This is a genomic window from Pseudomonas sp. Y3 TE3536 (assembly GCF_053629175.1).
In genome coordinates this window covers 5,985,931-6,000,525 of the sequence record NZ_JBRJHU010000001.1, presented here as the reverse complement: position 1 = coordinate 6,000,525, position 14,595 = coordinate 5,985,931, and the positions used below count along the sequence as shown (strand labels likewise).

At 66.0% G+C, this 14,595-nt stretch carries 9 protein-coding genes and 1 pseudogene; 5 read left to right on the top strand and 5 right to left on the bottom strand.

Annotated elements, in window-relative coordinates:
* The first annotated feature begins 81 nt into the window (after positions 1-81).
* The 5 genes from AB7M33_RS26885 to AB7M33_RS26865 are packed head-to-tail and all read left to right on the top strand — an operon-like array spanning position 82 to position 6,524.
* Complete coding sequence (locus AB7M33_RS26885) at positions 82-1,269, top strand: LLM class flavin-dependent oxidoreductase (RefSeq protein ID WP_454244081.1); 1,188 nt, start codon at positions 82-84, stop codon at positions 1,267-1,269.
* A 10-nt stretch (positions 1,270-1,279) separates the two neighbouring features.
* Positions 1,280-2,854 carry an ABC transporter substrate-binding protein gene (locus AB7M33_RS26880; RefSeq protein ID WP_454244080.1) on the top strand — a complete coding sequence of 525 codons (1,575 nt, stop codon included), beginning with the start codon at positions 1,280-1,282 and terminating at the stop codon, positions 2,852-2,854.
* Complete coding sequence (locus AB7M33_RS26875; RefSeq protein WP_454244079.1) at positions 2,847-3,926, top strand: ABC transporter permease; 1,080 nt, start codon at positions 2,847-2,849, stop codon at positions 3,924-3,926. The genes AB7M33_RS26880 and AB7M33_RS26875 overlap by 8 nt, the downstream gene beginning before the upstream one ends.
* The gene (locus tag AB7M33_RS26870) at positions 3,919-4,746 is read left to right on the top strand and encodes an ABC transporter permease (protein WP_186703315.1); all 828 of its coding nucleotides are present in this window, start codon (positions 3,919-3,921) and stop codon (positions 4,744-4,746) included. Before AB7M33_RS26875 ends, AB7M33_RS26870 begins: the two co-directional genes overlap by 8 nt.
* Positions 4,743-6,524 (top strand): dipeptide ABC transporter ATP-binding protein, encoded by a 1,782-nt coding sequence (locus AB7M33_RS26865; protein ID WP_454244078.1) that lies wholly within the window; start codon positions 4,743-4,745, stop codon positions 6,522-6,524. Before AB7M33_RS26870 ends, AB7M33_RS26865 begins: the two co-directional genes overlap by 4 nt.
* Positions 6,525-6,685: 161 nt before the next feature.
* On the opposite strand, the gene AB7M33_RS26860 is transcribed toward AB7M33_RS26865, so the two are convergent.
* The 5 genes and pseudogenes from AB7M33_RS26860 to AB7M33_RS26840 form a co-directional block, all read right to left on the bottom strand.
* Positions 6,686-7,774, bottom strand: a complete 1,089-nt coding sequence (locus AB7M33_RS26860) for an LLM class flavin-dependent oxidoreductase (protein WP_454244077.1) — start codon at positions 7,772-7,774, stop codon at positions 6,686-6,688.
* 28 nt (positions 7,775-7,802) lie between these two features.
* Positions 7,803-10,379 carry a TonB-dependent receptor gene (locus AB7M33_RS26855; RefSeq protein WP_454244076.1) on the bottom strand — a complete coding sequence of 859 codons (2,577 nt, stop codon included), beginning with the start codon at positions 10,377-10,379 and terminating at the stop codon, positions 7,803-7,805.
* Between the two features lie 213 nt (positions 10,380-10,592).
* Positions 10,593-12,147, bottom strand: a pseudogene (locus AB7M33_RS26850) (ABC transporter substrate-binding protein).
* Positions 12,148-12,151: 4 nt separating this feature from the next.
* Positions 12,152-13,351, bottom strand: a complete 1,200-nt coding sequence (locus AB7M33_RS26845; RefSeq protein WP_186703476.1) for an LLM class flavin-dependent oxidoreductase — start codon at positions 13,349-13,351, stop codon at positions 12,152-12,154.
* 12 nt (positions 13,352-13,363) lie between these two features.
* On the bottom strand, positions 13,364-14,587 hold the full coding sequence (locus tag AB7M33_RS26840; RefSeq protein ID WP_099429799.1) for a lipase family protein: 1,224 nt from the start codon (positions 14,585-14,587) through the stop codon (positions 13,364-13,366).
* Between the last annotated feature and the right edge of the window lie 8 nt (positions 14,588-14,595).

The following is a 14,595-nucleotide window of genomic DNA, read 5'->3' as shown; positions in this document are numbered from 1 at the left end:
CGGCCTCTTCGCAGCACAAGGCTGCTCCTACAGGGGGACGAGTGACAGCTCGATATTTCACTTCAAGCAAGGACCACTCCCATGGCAGTAAAAATCCTCTGGTACCTCACCACCCCCGACGGCCCCTATCCCTGGGAGCCCGAAGGCCGCTGGAAAATCGACTTCGAGCACCTCAAGCAACTGGCCATCGCCGCCGATCGCCTGGGCTTCTACGGCTCGCTGCTCGGCTCCAGCCCCAACGAAAGCCTTGCGGTATCAGCCGCCCTGATCGACGCGACGTCACGCCTGCGCTTTCTGGTCGCGCAACACCCAGGCGAGCTGTCGCCTGCGGTGTTGGCCAAGTGGGCACTGACCTTCGACCAGTTTTCCAGCGGCCGCTTGCTGTTCAATGTGGTCAACGGCAACGACGCCGGCTTGGCCACGCTGGGCGTGCATTACCCACACGATGAACGTTACGACTTCAGCCTGGAGTACTGGCGCGCGTTCCAGGGCTTTTACGCGGGTGAAACGGCAGGCTACGACGGCCGTTACGTCAAGCTCTCGCCACGCTCACCTGCGGCTGCCAGCCACCCCTTGGGCGGTTGGCACCCACCCAAGCAAAAGCCTGGCATCCCGCTGTGGGGCGCGGGCACATCGGCGCCAGGCGTGGCCCATTCGGTGCAGTTACTCGACGTCTACCTGAGCTTTGCCGATACCCCGCAAAAGCTCGGCGACAAGTTCCGCAGGGTGGCCGCCGAGGCAGCAAAAATCGGCCGCGAGCTGACCTACGGCACACGCCTGCAAGTCATCGTGCGCGAGACCGAAGAAGAAGCCTGGGCGCATGCCGAACGCCTGCTGCAGCGCACTTCGCTGGCCACCGCCCGCGCGGCCATCGAGCGTCAATTGCCGGCAGGGCAGACCCTGGACACCTACGTTAGCGACGACCCGCGCATTCAGCGCAACCTCGACAGCATTCGCGCCGGGCGCCTGCCCACTGCCCGCGAGCTGGAGATCTACCCCAACGTCTGGCTGGGCCCCAGCCTGTTCGGCTTCAACATCCTTGGCCCGGCTGCGGGTACCTACCTGGTCGGCAGCGCCGAACAGGTGGCCGAGCGCATCCGCGAGTACGAAGCCCAAGGCACGTCGGCGTTCATCCTGTCGGGCTTCCCGCTGATCGACGAAGCCCACCGGGTGGCCGACCTGCTGTTCCCGCTGCTCGACCTGGACCACGGGTTCGAGGTGCCGCGCCTGAGCGCCCGCACTAAGCCGACCGTGGCCCAACCGGCGTAAGGAGAGGGTGATGAGTGAGTTTTCGCGCCGGGTGTTTCTCGGCAACAGCCTGGCCGTCGGGGGCGGCCTGCTGCTCGGCGGCGGGCTGCTCAGCGGCTGCGATAGTGGCGCGCCCGCTGCCACGGCTGGCGGTATCGCATTACCCGCCACGCCGGTGCGCGGTGGGCGGTTGCGCGTGGGCATCATCGACGGAGACCAGGCGGGCAACCTCGATGCGCACAAGCCGGTGGGCGGCGGCATCATCCGCGGCTGGGCGCTGTACGCCAAGTTCTGGGAATGGAACCCGGATGTCAGCACACGGCTGGCCTTGGCCGAGTTCGCCGAGCCGAATGCCGATGCCAGCGCCTGGACCATCCGCCTCAAGCCGGGGCTGGAATTTCACCATGGCAAAAGCATCACCGCCGACGACATGCTGTTCTCGATCCTGCGTTTGACCGACCCGCAGTTGGCCTCGCCGTTTGCCGGGCTGGTCGGCGCCATCGACCGTCAGGCGCTGCGCAAGCTGGATGCGCGCACGATCGAGATCCGCTTCAAGCAGGGGCAAAGCTTCTATCCCTTGGATGAAACGCTGATCAGTTTCGGCGGCATCGTGCCGACCGATTATCATCCGTTGACCAACCCGGTCGGCGCCGGGCCCTACAAGCTCAAAAGCTTCATCCCTGGCCAACGCTCGCTCTACACCCGCTTCGAAAACTACTACAAACCCAACCGTCCTTATGCGGATGAGCTGGAGATCATCGAATTCAAGGACCAGGTCTCGCGTGCGGCGGCTTTGCGCGCAGGGCAGATCGACGTGGCCAGCGGGGTGCAGGCCGAGCACAGTGCCTTGCTCAAGGCTGACCCGCGCCTGCGCTTGTACGCCTCGCCCAGCACCTCGTTCACCGGTTTCAACCTGAACCTGGCCAAGGCGCCATTCCAGGACGTACGTGTGCGCCAGGCGTTCCGGCTGCTCGCCGACCGGCAAGAGCTGGTGGCGCGTGGGCTCAATGGTTTCGGCCGTATCGCCAACGACCTGTATTCGCCACACGACCCGACCTACAACCACACGATCGCCCAGCGCCCGTACGACCTTGATCAGGCCCGTTCACTGCTGCGCCAGGCCGGGCAGGACGACTTGCGTGTCGAGTTGACCACCACACCAGGCCCAGGGGTGAACGCGGCGTTGGTGTTTGCCCAGCAGGCGCAGAAGGCGGGGGTGCAGGTCAAGGTCAACCAGGTCGACGGCTCGGTGTTCAATGGCCCACAGCGCGAGCAGTGGCAGCTGTCCCCGGGTTCGACGCCGGCCCGCGGTTTCCTCGCCTCGGCGCTGCACAACGATGCGCCGCAAGCCATCTACAACCGCAGCAATTTTCACGACCCACGGTTTACCGAACTGTACGGCCAGGCGCTGGCGCAGCCCGACCTGGAGCGGCGCAAGGCCTTGGTACATGAGGCCCAGGTAATCCAACACGAACGTGGCGGGCTGTTGATCTGGGGCTTCTCGGACGTGCTCGATGCAGCGTCCGCCAAGGTCGGCGGGCTCGCCCCCGAACAGACCACCTTCGCCTCCTGGCGCTTCGACGAACTCTGGTTGAACCATGCCTGATCACGCTCACCGTTCCCCACGTACGCCGGCCTGGTTGGCTTGGTTCATTGGCCGTCTCGGCTACGGCCTGCTGACCGCCTGGGTCATCAGCCTGGTGGTGTTCATCGCCACCCAGGCGCTGCCCTCGGACCCGGCGCGGGTCATCCTTGGCCCCGATGCGCCACTGGACAGCATCGTGACCTTGCAGCGCCAGCTGGGCCTCGACCAGCCGATCCTGGTGCAGTACCTGCGTTGGCTGGGGGCGGCATTGCGCGGTGACCTGGGCCTCTCGCTGGACTCGCAGGTGCCGGTGGCACAGCTGCTGTTCGGGCGGCTCGGCCACACCCTGGCCTTGCTGGCCGGCGTGCTGGCGCTGGTGGTGCCACTGGCGCTGACCCTGGGCGTGAGCCTGGCGCTGCGCCGTGACCGGCCGCTGGACCGCTGGGGGTTGTCGGCCTTGATCCTGTTGAAGGCTACGCCGAGCTTTCTATTGGCCATCGGCCTGGTGCTGTTGTTTTCCATGCCCGGCATGGGCTGGCTGCCGGCGGTGTCGATCCTCGACCCGCAATTGCCCTTGTGGCGGCAGTTGCCATCGTTGGTGCTGCCGGTGGTTGCCCTGAGCCTGTCGGCGCTGCCTTACCTGACACGCATGGTCCGCGCCTCGATGATCGAGGCGCTGGAGTCCGACTACGTGGTGGCCGCACGCTTGCGCGGTATACCGGAGCGGCGCATCGTCTGGCGCCATACCTTGCCCAACGCCCTGACCCCGGCCATCCAGGGCGTGGCGCTGACCCTGCGCACGCTGGTCGGCGGCGCGCTGTTGGCCGAAGTGATCTTCAGCTACCCGGGCATCGGCACGGCCCTCAATGCGGCGATCCAAATGCGCGACCTGCCGATGATCCAGGGCGTGGTGCTGGTCATCACCCTGGCTGTGGTGCTGATCAACCTGCTGGCCGACCTGCTGACTGTTCTGCTCACCCCCAAGCTGCGCACTGCGCGCCGGGTCAAGATGATCCGCCGCAACCGGCGCGGCATTCGCCCGTGGTGGCGACGCGCACGCCGTACACCTGCCCAGGAGGCAACCCATGACTGAGACCCGCTGGCTGGCCGACCCGCAGGTGCGGCGCGGCGCCGTGATTACCGCGCTGGTGATGTTGCTGGCGCTGCTGGGCCCCTGGCTTGCGCCGCATGCGCCGACGGCCATGGTCGGGCCGGTGTATGGGCCGCCGACTGCCGGTGCGCCGCTGGGGCATGATTTTCTTGGCCACGACTTGTTGTCTCGCTTGCTCAGCGGGGGCGTGTCGGTGCTGTGGATGTCGGTGGCGGCGGCCACCCTTGCGCTGGTGGTCGGCGGCAGCCTTGGGTTGTTGGCCGGTTTTTCGCGCCGCCGCCTGGACCAGGCGATCAGTTGGGCGGCGGATGTCTCGCTGGCTTTTCCGGACCTGATTCTGGTGCTGCTGATCGTCTCGATGCTCGGCCGTGCGCCGTGGCTGATCGTGTTGACCGTGGCCATCGCGTTTACCCCAGGGGTCGTGCGCCTGGCGCGTGGCAGCGCGGTGGCGGTGGCGGGCCAGGAGTTCGTCGAGGCGGCGCAGATGATGGGCTACTCACGTTGGCGCATCCTGTTCAGCGAAATCCTGCCGAACATCCTGACGCCGCTGCTGGTGCATTTCGGCAACATGCTGACCTGGGCGGTGGGCATGCTCTCGGGCTTGAGCTTCCTGGGTTATGGCGTAGCGCCGCCGGCGGCGGACTGGGGGCTGATGATCAACGAAAACCAGGCCGGCCTGCTGGTGCAGCCCTGGGCAGTATTGGCACCGGCGCTGCTGATTGCCGTGTTCGCCTATGGCACCAACATTCTGGCGGAAGGTATCGGCCGGGTCAGTGCACGTATTGGGGAGAAGCAACCATGACGGCGGCGTTGAAAGTCGACAGCGACGTGTTGCGAGTCAGCGACCTGCGGGTGGAACTGGCCGGGCAGGTCGATGTGCTGGCCGATGTCTCGTTCAGCCTGGCGGCGGGAGAGATCGTGGGGTTGGTGGGCGAGTCCGGTTCGGGCAAGACCACCCTGGCCACGGCCTTGCTGTGCCATGCGCGGCAAGGTGCGCGGATTACCGGCGGGCGCATTGCGGTGGCGGGGCAGGCGGTGTTGGAGCTTGAGGGCGAAGCCTTGCGCCTGGCGCGGGGCGGGTTGGTGGGCTACGTCGCCCAGGACCCGGCCACAGCGCTGAACCCGGCTCTGCGCATAGGCGCCTTGTTGCGTGAAACCGTGTTGGCGCATCAGCCCAAGCTGACTGCACATGCATTGCAGCAACGCATCAATGAGACCCTGGTGGATGTCGGCCTGCCAGACGACCCAGCCTTTCTGCGGCGTTTTCCTCATCAGTTGTCCGGGGGGCAGCAACAGCGGGTGATGCTGGCACTGGCGTTTGTCCTGCGGCCGAAACTGATCGTGCTCGACGAGCCGACCACGGCGCTCGATGTGACCACCCAGGCGCATGTGCTGGAAACCCTCAAGCGCCTGTGCCGGGGGCACGGTGTGGCGGCGTTGTACGTGACGCACGACCTGGCCGTGGTGCGCGACCTGGTTGACCGGGTGATGGTGATGTATGCCGGGCGGCTGGTGGAAGTGGCGGGGCGCGAAACCTTGTTCAAAGCACCGGCACACCCTTACACCCGTGCCTTGCTCGCGGCCATTCCTGATATTGCCCGACGCCAGCCGCTGCAAGCCATTGGCGGCCATGCGCCGGCGCCGGGGCAGCGGCCTGCGGGCTGCGCGTTTGCCCCTCGTTGTGCCAGGCGACGTGCCGAATGTGCGGTGATCGAGCCTTCGCTGCTGGCGTTCGAGGGCGGTCAGCAAGTCGCTTGCCTGGCGCCCTACCGTGAGCCGCTGCCCCTCGGCGAGCAGGGTGTCGAGGTAGCAGCGGTGCCTAGTGCAGAGGTGTTGCTGGAGGTGCAGGGGCTGGATGTGGCTTACGACCGCCAAGTGCTGTTCGATGTTTCACTGCAGGTAGCGCAAGGCGAATGCCTGGCGCTGGTGGGCGAGTCCGGCTCGGGCAAGACCAGCCTGGCCAGGGCCATCGCAGGGTTGGGCGAGAACGTTCAAGGGCAACTGCGTTACGGCGGCGAGCCGCTGGCGTTCACCGCGCGTCAACGGGATGCGCGGCTGCGTCACCAGATCCAGTACGTGTTCCAGAACCCCTATCGGGCGTTGAACCCTCGGCAGACGATCGCGCAGACCCTCAGCGCGCCCTTGGCGCATTTCTTCGCTGTACGTGGCGATGAGGCGCGTCATCGGGTCGAAGCGGTACTGGCGCGGGTGTCGCTGCCGGCGCGTGTGGCCGATCTGTATCCGCACAGCCTGTCAGGGGGAGAACGGCAGCGCGTGGCGATTGCCCGGGCGTTGATCTGTGAGCCACGGCTGTTGGTTTGCGACGAGATTACCTCGGCGCTGGATGTGTCGGTGCAGGCGTCGATCCTCGCATTGCTGCGGCGTTTGCAGCGTGAAGGGCTGACCGTGTTGTTCGTCACCCACGACTTGGGCGTGGTGCGGGCGATAGCCGACCGGGTGTTGGTGTTGCGCCAGGGCAGGGTGGTGGAAGAGGGGGCGGCTGAGCAGGTGCTTGGGCGGCCGGTTGATGCCTATACCCGGACCTTGGTGGCGCATTCGCCTAGCCTGTCAGTAGGTTGAATTCTGCTGACGCGATCTCTGTAGGAGCGGCCTTGCGTCGCGAAAGGGCTGCGCAGCAGCCCCACGATCTAAGCATCGACGCCTAGATTGCTGGGGCCGCTTCGCGGCCCTTTCGCGACACAAGGCCGCTCCTACAGTAACGGTGCGCACAGGTTGGGGTATCACCCGACAAATCGCGCCTGCCGCCGCCGCACTTCCTCGCGCACCGCCGGAATCACCCAGCGCCCGTAATCCACCGTGTCGTACAACGGGTCATACCCGCGGTTGAGGAAGGTGCTCACCCCCAAATCGACATAATCCAGCAACGCCTGGGCCACGGTCTCCGGCGTGCCCACCAGCGCGGTGGTATCGCCATAAGCCCCCACCGCCGTCGCCGTCGGCATCCACAATGCCCGGTCATGCCGGTCCGCCCGGGCGGCGGCGGCGAGCAGGCGTTCGGAACCGGTGCCCTTGATGCGCTTCTGCCAGGGGCTGTCCGCCGCAAACTGCGGGTTGGCCTTGATCTGCGCGAGGATCTGCTCCGCGCGCTGCCAGGCCAGCTCCTCGGTGGCACCCAGGATCAGCCGCACCGACAAGCTCACCCGTGGCGCCGCCACGCCAGCGGCACTCGCCGCAGCCTTGAGCTTGGCGATCTGCTCGGCGACGCCGCTCAGCGGTTCACCCCACAGGGCATACAGGTCGGCATGTTTGACGGTGATCTGGTAAGCGATGTCGGACGAGCCTCCAAAGGAAATCGGGATATGCGGCTGCTGCAGCGGCTTGACCGGCGAAAAAGCGCCCTTGATGGTGAAGTAGCGGCCTTCGAAGTCGAAGGGCTCTTCGGCAGTCCAGGTGCGCCGGACAATCTCCAGGTACTCGTCGGCGCGCTGGTAACGCGCGGTCTTGTCCAGCAGGGTGTCGCCTTCTTGCGGCTCGGCCGTGATGCCGGTGATCGCATGCAGGCGAATGCGCCCGCCGCCGGTGGTGTGGTCGAGGGTGGCGAATGCCCGCGCGGCCACCGTCGGCGCGGTCAGGGCAGGGCGGTGGGCGATCATGAAGCCGAGGCGCTCGGTGTGCGCGGCCGCATAGGCGGCAATCTGCAGGCTGTCGGCACTGCCTGGGCCGCTGGCGATCAGTACCCGGTCGAAACCGGCATGCTCATGGGCGCGGGCGTGGTGGCGGATGAACGGCAGGTCGAAGTCGGGCGAGCGCACGCCGCGGGTCTCGGACCACTGGCGGGGGAAAATCATGCCGACGAATTCAATGGACATGGCGATGGCCTTTTATGTTGAGGAAGGGTCAGAACTGGTAATCGACCTGGGCCAGCAAGGTGCGCCCAGGCATGGGTTGCAGGAAGGTATTGGTCGAGCCGGCCAGGCCGCTGACGAAATTCAGTTCGTCGGTGACGTTGAGCATGCGCAGCGTCACGCCCCACTGTGGCTGGCGGTAATACGCGGCAAGGTCGAGGTTGTATTCGTCGGGCACCTTCACCGTCTTGCTCAGGTTCAGGTACCAGCTGCTGGTCCACCAACCAGAGAGCTCCACGCCGAACCCGGAATCGAAGCGGTAATCGACATAGCCGCCGGCGTTGTACTCAGGGATCTGCACCGCATCGAACTTGCCGGACGGGCGCTGGTTGAGGCTGTTGTTGTCGCCGAACACGGTGCCGTTGTCGGGGATGAACCCGGCCGAGGCGAACCCGGCCTGGCTGGTGAACTCGTTGTAGGCACTGATGCGGCTGAGGTTGAGGCCGCCGCGCAGGTGCGGGTCCTGGTAGCGCAGGGTCGCTTCCCAGCCTTTGACGATCAACCGGGCGATGTTGTTGTTGCTGTCTGGCGACTGGTCGCGCGCCTGCTTGTAGGCGGCCAAGGTGAAGAACAACTGGTCGGGCATGGCCTCGACCTTCAGCCCCACTTCGTGCAGCACGCTAAGGCTCTCGAACGCCAGCGGGTTGAGCAGGTTGGCCCCGGCGCCACTGCCCCAGCCCAAACCATTGGTGAAGAACCCAGTGTTGACGGCGAGGGAGCGGTCGAAGGTGTAGTACAGGGTGCTGTTGTCGGTGGGTTTGAAATAGGGGCTGACCTGTACTGAGAACAGCCGGTAATTGTCCGAGTCCTTGCGCGGGTTGCCGCCCGCGAGCACGAAGGGGTTTTCGATACGGGCATCGATCCAACTACGGCTGGCCCCCACGTTCAGCCCCACGCGCTCGCCTAGGCGCAGGTTGTGCTGGCTGAACAGGGTTTGGGTGGTCCAGGTGCTGTCGGCGGTGTAGGGCGCCACCGATTCAGCGTACAAACCGTGCCCTGCCGGGTATATGGCGGGCAGGTTGAGCCAGCCATAGTAATTGGACAACTGTGGCACGCCGGGCTGGCCGATCCAGGCTCCGTTGCCACCGGCGGGGTTGCGCCCACTCAGGCCGAGCAGGTCGCCAGGGTTTTTCAACGTCGGGTCGAGGGTGAGGTCGTAGGCGTTGATGGTGGAGCCAAAGTTGTTGTTGGCGGCGATCGACTCGTTGGTCTCGCGGCGGTAGATCAGCCCGGTGTTGCTGTCGTCGACCAGCGTCAGGCCGCCCAGCTGCCATTGGCCACGGGCGCGGAACTCGAAGCGGTTGTCGAAGATGTCGTCCTTGCCCTGCACCTGGAACGCGCCCACCGCGTCGGTGGTGTCGGTGGAGTGCTGGTAGAAAGTGCTGTTGGCCAGGGTGATCGACGGGGTCAGGTCGCCCTCGACGCGCAGTTGTGTGGTGAAGCGCCGCGAGCGGTTCTGGTCCTGCGCGCGCTGGCCGGTCTGTGATGACAGCGAGGTCTGGCCATTGCCTGCCAGCGACGGGTCGTACACCCAGCCGCGCAAGCTGCCTGGGCTGGCCTGGGTATTGGGTGAGGCGCCCTGGAAGCTGCCATCGACCACCTGGTACTGGCCCTGCGCGTTGCGCTGGCGCTGCACCCAGCCGAGTACCTGGGCATCGCTGGCACCCGATGACAGCACCGGCGACCACAGGCTGTTGCCGTTCTGGATGATCGGCGTGGCGCGCCCGGCGTTGTACCTGCCGTGGTCGACCAGGTCTTGGGTGGCGCGGTTCCAGCCGTGGGTGATGTTGTAGTCGTAGTAGTCGTCGTAGGCGGCGTTCCAGTCCACCCGCAGGTTGTCGTTGCGCCAGGCGAGGGCGCCGTAGAACGCGTCGAAGTTGTTGTCGACGTTGTCGTAGAAGGTTTCCTGTCGCTGGCGGGTGATGCTGACCCGGTAGGCCAGGCTGTCACTGAGGGGGCCGGTGTTGTCGATGCTGAATTGCGTGGCATCGCGTGATTCGCCGTCGGGGATCCAGCTGCCGATTTCGCCACTCAGGCGGGTGCGGAAGCGGTTGAAGTCGGGCTTCTTGCTTAGGTAGTTGATGTAGCCGCCGCTGCCACTGACCGAGCCGTAGGTGACCGACGAGGGCCCGGCGACGATGTCGGCGCCTTCGTAGGCGTTGAAGTTGGCGGGGTGGCGTACGCCGTAGGCGCGTTGGCCATCCTGGAACACCTCGGAGCTTTGCCCGCGCATTTGCGGGGCGATGCCGGCGTTCTGGCCGCCGCCTCGGGTGATGCCGGGGGCGTACTTGACCAGGTCGTCCGAGCTCTGGATCGGGTCGCGGGCCAGTTGCTCGGCGTTGATCTGGGTGACCGAGCGTGGGGTGTCGAGGACTTTGCTTTCCAAGCCGCCGTAGATCGAGGCCGGTGGGCGCGTGGGCAGTGCGTCGTCGTCGGCCTGTTCGGCTTGGACGGTGACGGTTTGCAGTTGCGTGTCCTCGGCGTAGGCCAGCGGTACGCTGGCGGCCAGGATGGCCAGTGCCAGGGCGCTGGGCTGGAATGTCGGGTGCAGCAAGGCAACGCGGAGCATGGGGCTGAGCCTCGTTCTGTTCGGGAATGGGAAAAGCGAGGGCGCAGCCGCGCCTGCGGTTATTGGGTGCCTATGGCGACTGCCGGGGGCGCTATGCGCCCCTTGTGGGAGCGGGCTTGCCCCGCGAATACGGGCAAAGCCCGTGCCATCCACTCGAGGTGCCTGCTTCGCGGGGCAAGCCCGCTCCCACAGAAAATTGTGCTGGCCCAGCGTTTAGCGCTTGAGCCACAGGCTCTCGAACCGCCAGGTACTGAACAGCGACTGCTCCGCCTGCGCCCCACCGACCCGTGTGCTGACACTGTCGAGCAAATCGGCAAAGCCCCAGATCAGCATGCCGCCGCGTTCGTACTGGATGCGTTGGGCGCGGTGCACCAGGGCTTTGCGTTTCTCAAGGTCGGGCTGGGCCATTGCAGCGAGGAAGGCCTCGCTGAATGCCGGGTCGTGGAAGTGGGTCTTGTTGGCCACGGCGAACGGCGCGTCGGTATGAATGGCGCTGGCCAGAAACGGCGCACCGATGCTGCCCCCAGTGCTCAACGTCCAGTCGTCGCGTTGCGGCCCCTGGAACGTCGCCAGGTCGACTTGGCGCACCGTGATCGTCACGCCGATGCGCCGTGCCTGTTCGGCCAGCACCAGGGCCGAGGCAAGCCCAGGCCCTGGGGTCGTGACCAGTTCCACCTGCAGGCCTTCGTGGCCCGCGTCCTTGAGCAATTGCGCCGCCCGTTGTGGGTCATGCGGCCGTGGCCCGAGGCTGTGGTCGAAGGTGGGGTCGAAAGGGGCGTACAGGTCGTTGGCCACCCGGCCCTGGCCATTGAGTGCCCGGCGCACCAAGTCCTCTCGGTCTGCCAGCAGGCGAAACGCCTCACGCACCCGCGGGTCGTCGAAGGGCGCTTTGGTGGTGTTCATGTCGAACGACAACCAGTTGCCGCTCACCGACTTCAGCAGGCGCAGGCGTGGGTCGGCCTGCAGCACTTGCAGGTGCTCGGTGGACATGACGTTGGCCATGTCGATCTGCCCGGCGCGCAAGGCCGCCAGGCGGCCGGTCTGGTCCTTGAAGTCGATGATCTCCAGTTCATCGGCATACGGTTTGCCGGGCTTGTAGTAATTGTCGAAACGGGGTGAACAGCGAGCGTTGGCCCGGGGTGAAACTTTTGAGTTTGTAAGGGCCGGCACCGACCGGGTTGGTGACCGGGTGGTAGTCCACCGGCACGATGCCGCCGAAGTTGACCCACGTCTCGGGCAACGGCAGGTAGCTGCGGCCTTCGCGAAAAGCCAGGCGCACGGTGCGATCGTCGAGCTTGACCAGGTTGTCGCGGTCGACCCAGTGCAGCAGCGCCGCATAGGGCGAGGCCAGCTGCGGGTCGGTCAGGCGCCTGATGGAGAAGATCAGGTCGTCGGCGTCGATGGTCTTGCCGTGGTGAAACTCCAGCCCAGGCTTGAGCCGCAACGTCCAGCCGCTGGCGTCGGCATTGGGCTCGGCGAACTCGGCCAGGGCCAGACGCGGCTGCATCTGCTCGTCCCACTCCCACAGCTTGCTGTACAAGGCAAAGCCGCGGACGATGCCGCTGCCGACCGGTTTATGGGCGTCGAGGTTGCCGCTTTGGTTGCCATCGATGATGCCAAGACGCAGGCGCCCGCCATGGCGTGGCTGGTCGGCGACCGCGTCGCCAGGGCTGTCGCTTGGGCCACAGCCCGCCAGCAACCCGCCGGCCAGTACGCCGGCATGGCCAATGAAGGCGCGCCGGCTCAATGGGTAACCGTCCCAGGCCATGGCGTCAGCCCCCGTTGCTGGCGTGCAGTTGCACGGGGGTGGGCGCCGGGCGGGCGAGGGCGGCGCGCTGGCCACGGAAGTGCGGCAAGATGTGCTCGCCGAGGCGGTAGGCTTCTTCCAGGTGCGGGTAGCCGGCAAGGAAGAACAGGTCGATGCCGATGCCGTGGTACTCGCGGATGCGCGCCACCACGTTGGCATAGCTGCCGACCAGCGCGCAGCCTGGCGGGATGCCGATATAGCCGAAGCCGGTCCACACGTTGGGGTGGATGAAGAAATCGTCGAAGGCCTGCTGCTCGTCCTTGTCGCTGTAGCCGTGCTCGTAGCTCAGCTTGCGTGCGGTGCGCAGGCCCGCGTGGGCGGCGCGGGCCTTGACCGTGCCCTTGGCCACGCCTTCGTCGAAGAAACGTTTGGCCTCGGCCCGCGCGGCCTCTTCGGTCTCGCGGGCAATCACGTCGATGGACAGGCCAAAGCGAATGTCGGTACGCCCCCACTTCAAGGCGCGAGCGCGGATGTCGGCGATCAGCGCGGCGATCTCGTCCGGGTGTTCGGCACGCATCAGGTAGAAGTCCGCATGCTTGGCGGCGAACTCGCGCGCGGCCAGCGAAGAACCGGCGGTGCAGATCAGCGGCAGCTCGGCTTTTTTCAGCGGCCCGCGCAGCCCGCCGCCCTCGGCACGGTAATAGGTGCCCTCGTAGTGGAATTGCTCGTTGTGCCAGTAGCCGCGTACCACGTCCATGAACTCGGTGGCGCGGGCGTAACGTTCGTCGTGGCCCTCGAAGTCGCCGACCTGGCGCTGGATGGCGTCGGAGCCGCCGTTGATGATGTTCCATACCAGCCGGTTGCCGGTGGCGCGCTGGTAGGTCGCGGCCTGTTGCACGGCCACCCAGGGCGTGTAGTGATAGGGCTGGAACGCAGTGACGAATTTGAGCGTGCGGGTTTCCCGTGCCAGCAGCGAGCACACGGTCCACGGCTCTTCGCCGGTGGGCGCATTGACCATCAGCGCGCCGCCGAAGCCGTTGATTTCCGCAGCGCGGGCGATTTGCCCGAGGTAATCGATGTAGGTGAAGTGATCACCTACCGCGAACCCGGAAACCGCACCGCTGCTGTCGCCACCCGCGTGCCAGTCGCCGCGGTTACGCGGGTCGCCAGGCAGGTACTGGGTTTCGCCATGCAGTGGCAGGCGGGTAAAGAATTCGATGCTCATGGGGTGGCCTCCTTACTGGACGCTGGGGCTGCAGTTGGGCGTGACCGGCTGGCCGCTGATGACCTGGCGGGCGAAGGGGATCGAGTCCTTGAGTGAGGCGTTGACTGTTTCGCTATGGCCCAGGCCTTTGTACAGGTGACCCTGCACCACCGAGCCGGCCTTGCAGGCATCCTGCATCAGTGCAACCTGGGTCGCGGCGGCAGGGGTCTTGTCCTCGGCACCGGTGCCGATGAAGATCGGCTGGGCCAGTTTGAGGGTGGGGTACGACACTTGGGCCAGCCACGGTTTGAGCTGGTCGCCCTGGTAGTCCTTTTTGGCGTTGGCGGGGGTCAGGCCGGTGCCGACCACATCACTGACCAGTGCCGACAGGCAACTGGTGCGCGCCTGCTCGAACAGCGGCAGGGCCTTGTCGGTGTAGAAGTCGCGCGGGTCGATGCTCGGGTCGTACTGCTGTGCGGCGAGCAAGGTGTAGAAGCCGTAGGCCAGGGCCGGGTCGACCTTGTTCTGGTCCTGCTCACCGACGTTTTTCGACCCCACGGTGTAGATCACGCCGGTGCCGATGCTGCCCTTGACCCCCAGTTTGGGTGCATAGGTTGCGGCATAGGCACCGGCTGCAAAGGCACCAGCGCCACCCTGGGATTGGCCGATGATCAGGACCTTGTCAGCCAGCCCCGGTACGCCGGCGACCACGGCCTTGGCGGCATCGAGAATGCCATAAGCGGCCATGCGGTTGTTCAGCAGCGGGTGGCCACCGGGCACACCCAGGCCTTGGTAGTCGGTGGCGACGATGGCATAGCCCTCTTCGAGCCAGCGGTTCAGGTACTGCACATCGCGGTAGGAACGCCCGGCCCAGGACGGTGCGCAGATATCCGCCACCCCGACGGTGCCGTGGCCCCAACTGGCGACCGGCCAGCCACCGGCGGGCGCCGGGCCCTTGGGAATGAACAGCGCGCCAGAGACCACGATTGGCGTCTTGCCGTCGATGCCGTCCAGCGAGGTGTAGAGGATGCGCTGGGCACTGGCGGCGTTGGGCAAGCTCAGCGCTGAGTCCAGCGGCTCGCTGCGCAGCAGTTTACCGGGGGTGGCCGGGATTGCCTTGGACCAGGTGTAGAAGCTCGAAACGCGGCCGTCGCCTTGTTGCGGGTCGGGTTTGGGGGCGTAGGTGTCGGCGGCCAGGGCGCCAATGGAAAAGGCCAGGGCACTGAGGCCGAAAACGATGGAAACAGGCAATTTCATGGAAGATG

Coding starts and splice junctions, on each gene's coding strand:
- AB7M33_RS26870 (WP_186703315.1), top strand. CDS start 3,919: ATGACTGAGACCCGCTGGCTGGCCGACCCGCAGGTGCGGCGCGGCGCC.
- AB7M33_RS26875 (WP_454244079.1), top strand. CDS start 2,847: ATGCCTGATCACGCTCACCGTTCCCCACGTACGCCGGCCTGGTTGGCT.
- AB7M33_RS26885 (WP_454244081.1), top strand. CDS start 82: ATGGCAGTAAAAATCCTCTGGTACCTCACCACCCCCGACGGCCCCTAT.
- AB7M33_RS26855 (WP_454244076.1), bottom strand. CDS start 10,379: ATGCTCCGCGTTGCCTTGCTGCACCCGACATTCCAGCCCAGCGCCCTG.
- AB7M33_RS26840 (WP_099429799.1), bottom strand. CDS start 14,587: ATGAAATTGCCTGTTTCCATCGTTTTCGGCCTCAGTGCCCTGGCCTTT.
- AB7M33_RS26845 (WP_186703476.1), bottom strand. CDS start 13,351: ATGAGCATCGAATTCTTTACCCGCCTGCCACTGCATGGCGAAACCCAG.
- AB7M33_RS26880 (WP_454244080.1), top strand. CDS start 1,280: ATGAGTGAGTTTTCGCGCCGGGTGTTTCTCGGCAACAGCCTGGCCGTC.
- AB7M33_RS26865 (WP_454244078.1), top strand. CDS start 4,743: ATGACGGCGGCGTTGAAAGTCGACAGCGACGTGTTGCGAGTCAGCGAC.
- AB7M33_RS26860 (WP_454244077.1), bottom strand. CDS start 7,774: ATGTCCATTGAATTCGTCGGCATGATTTTCCCCCGCCAGTGGTCCGAG.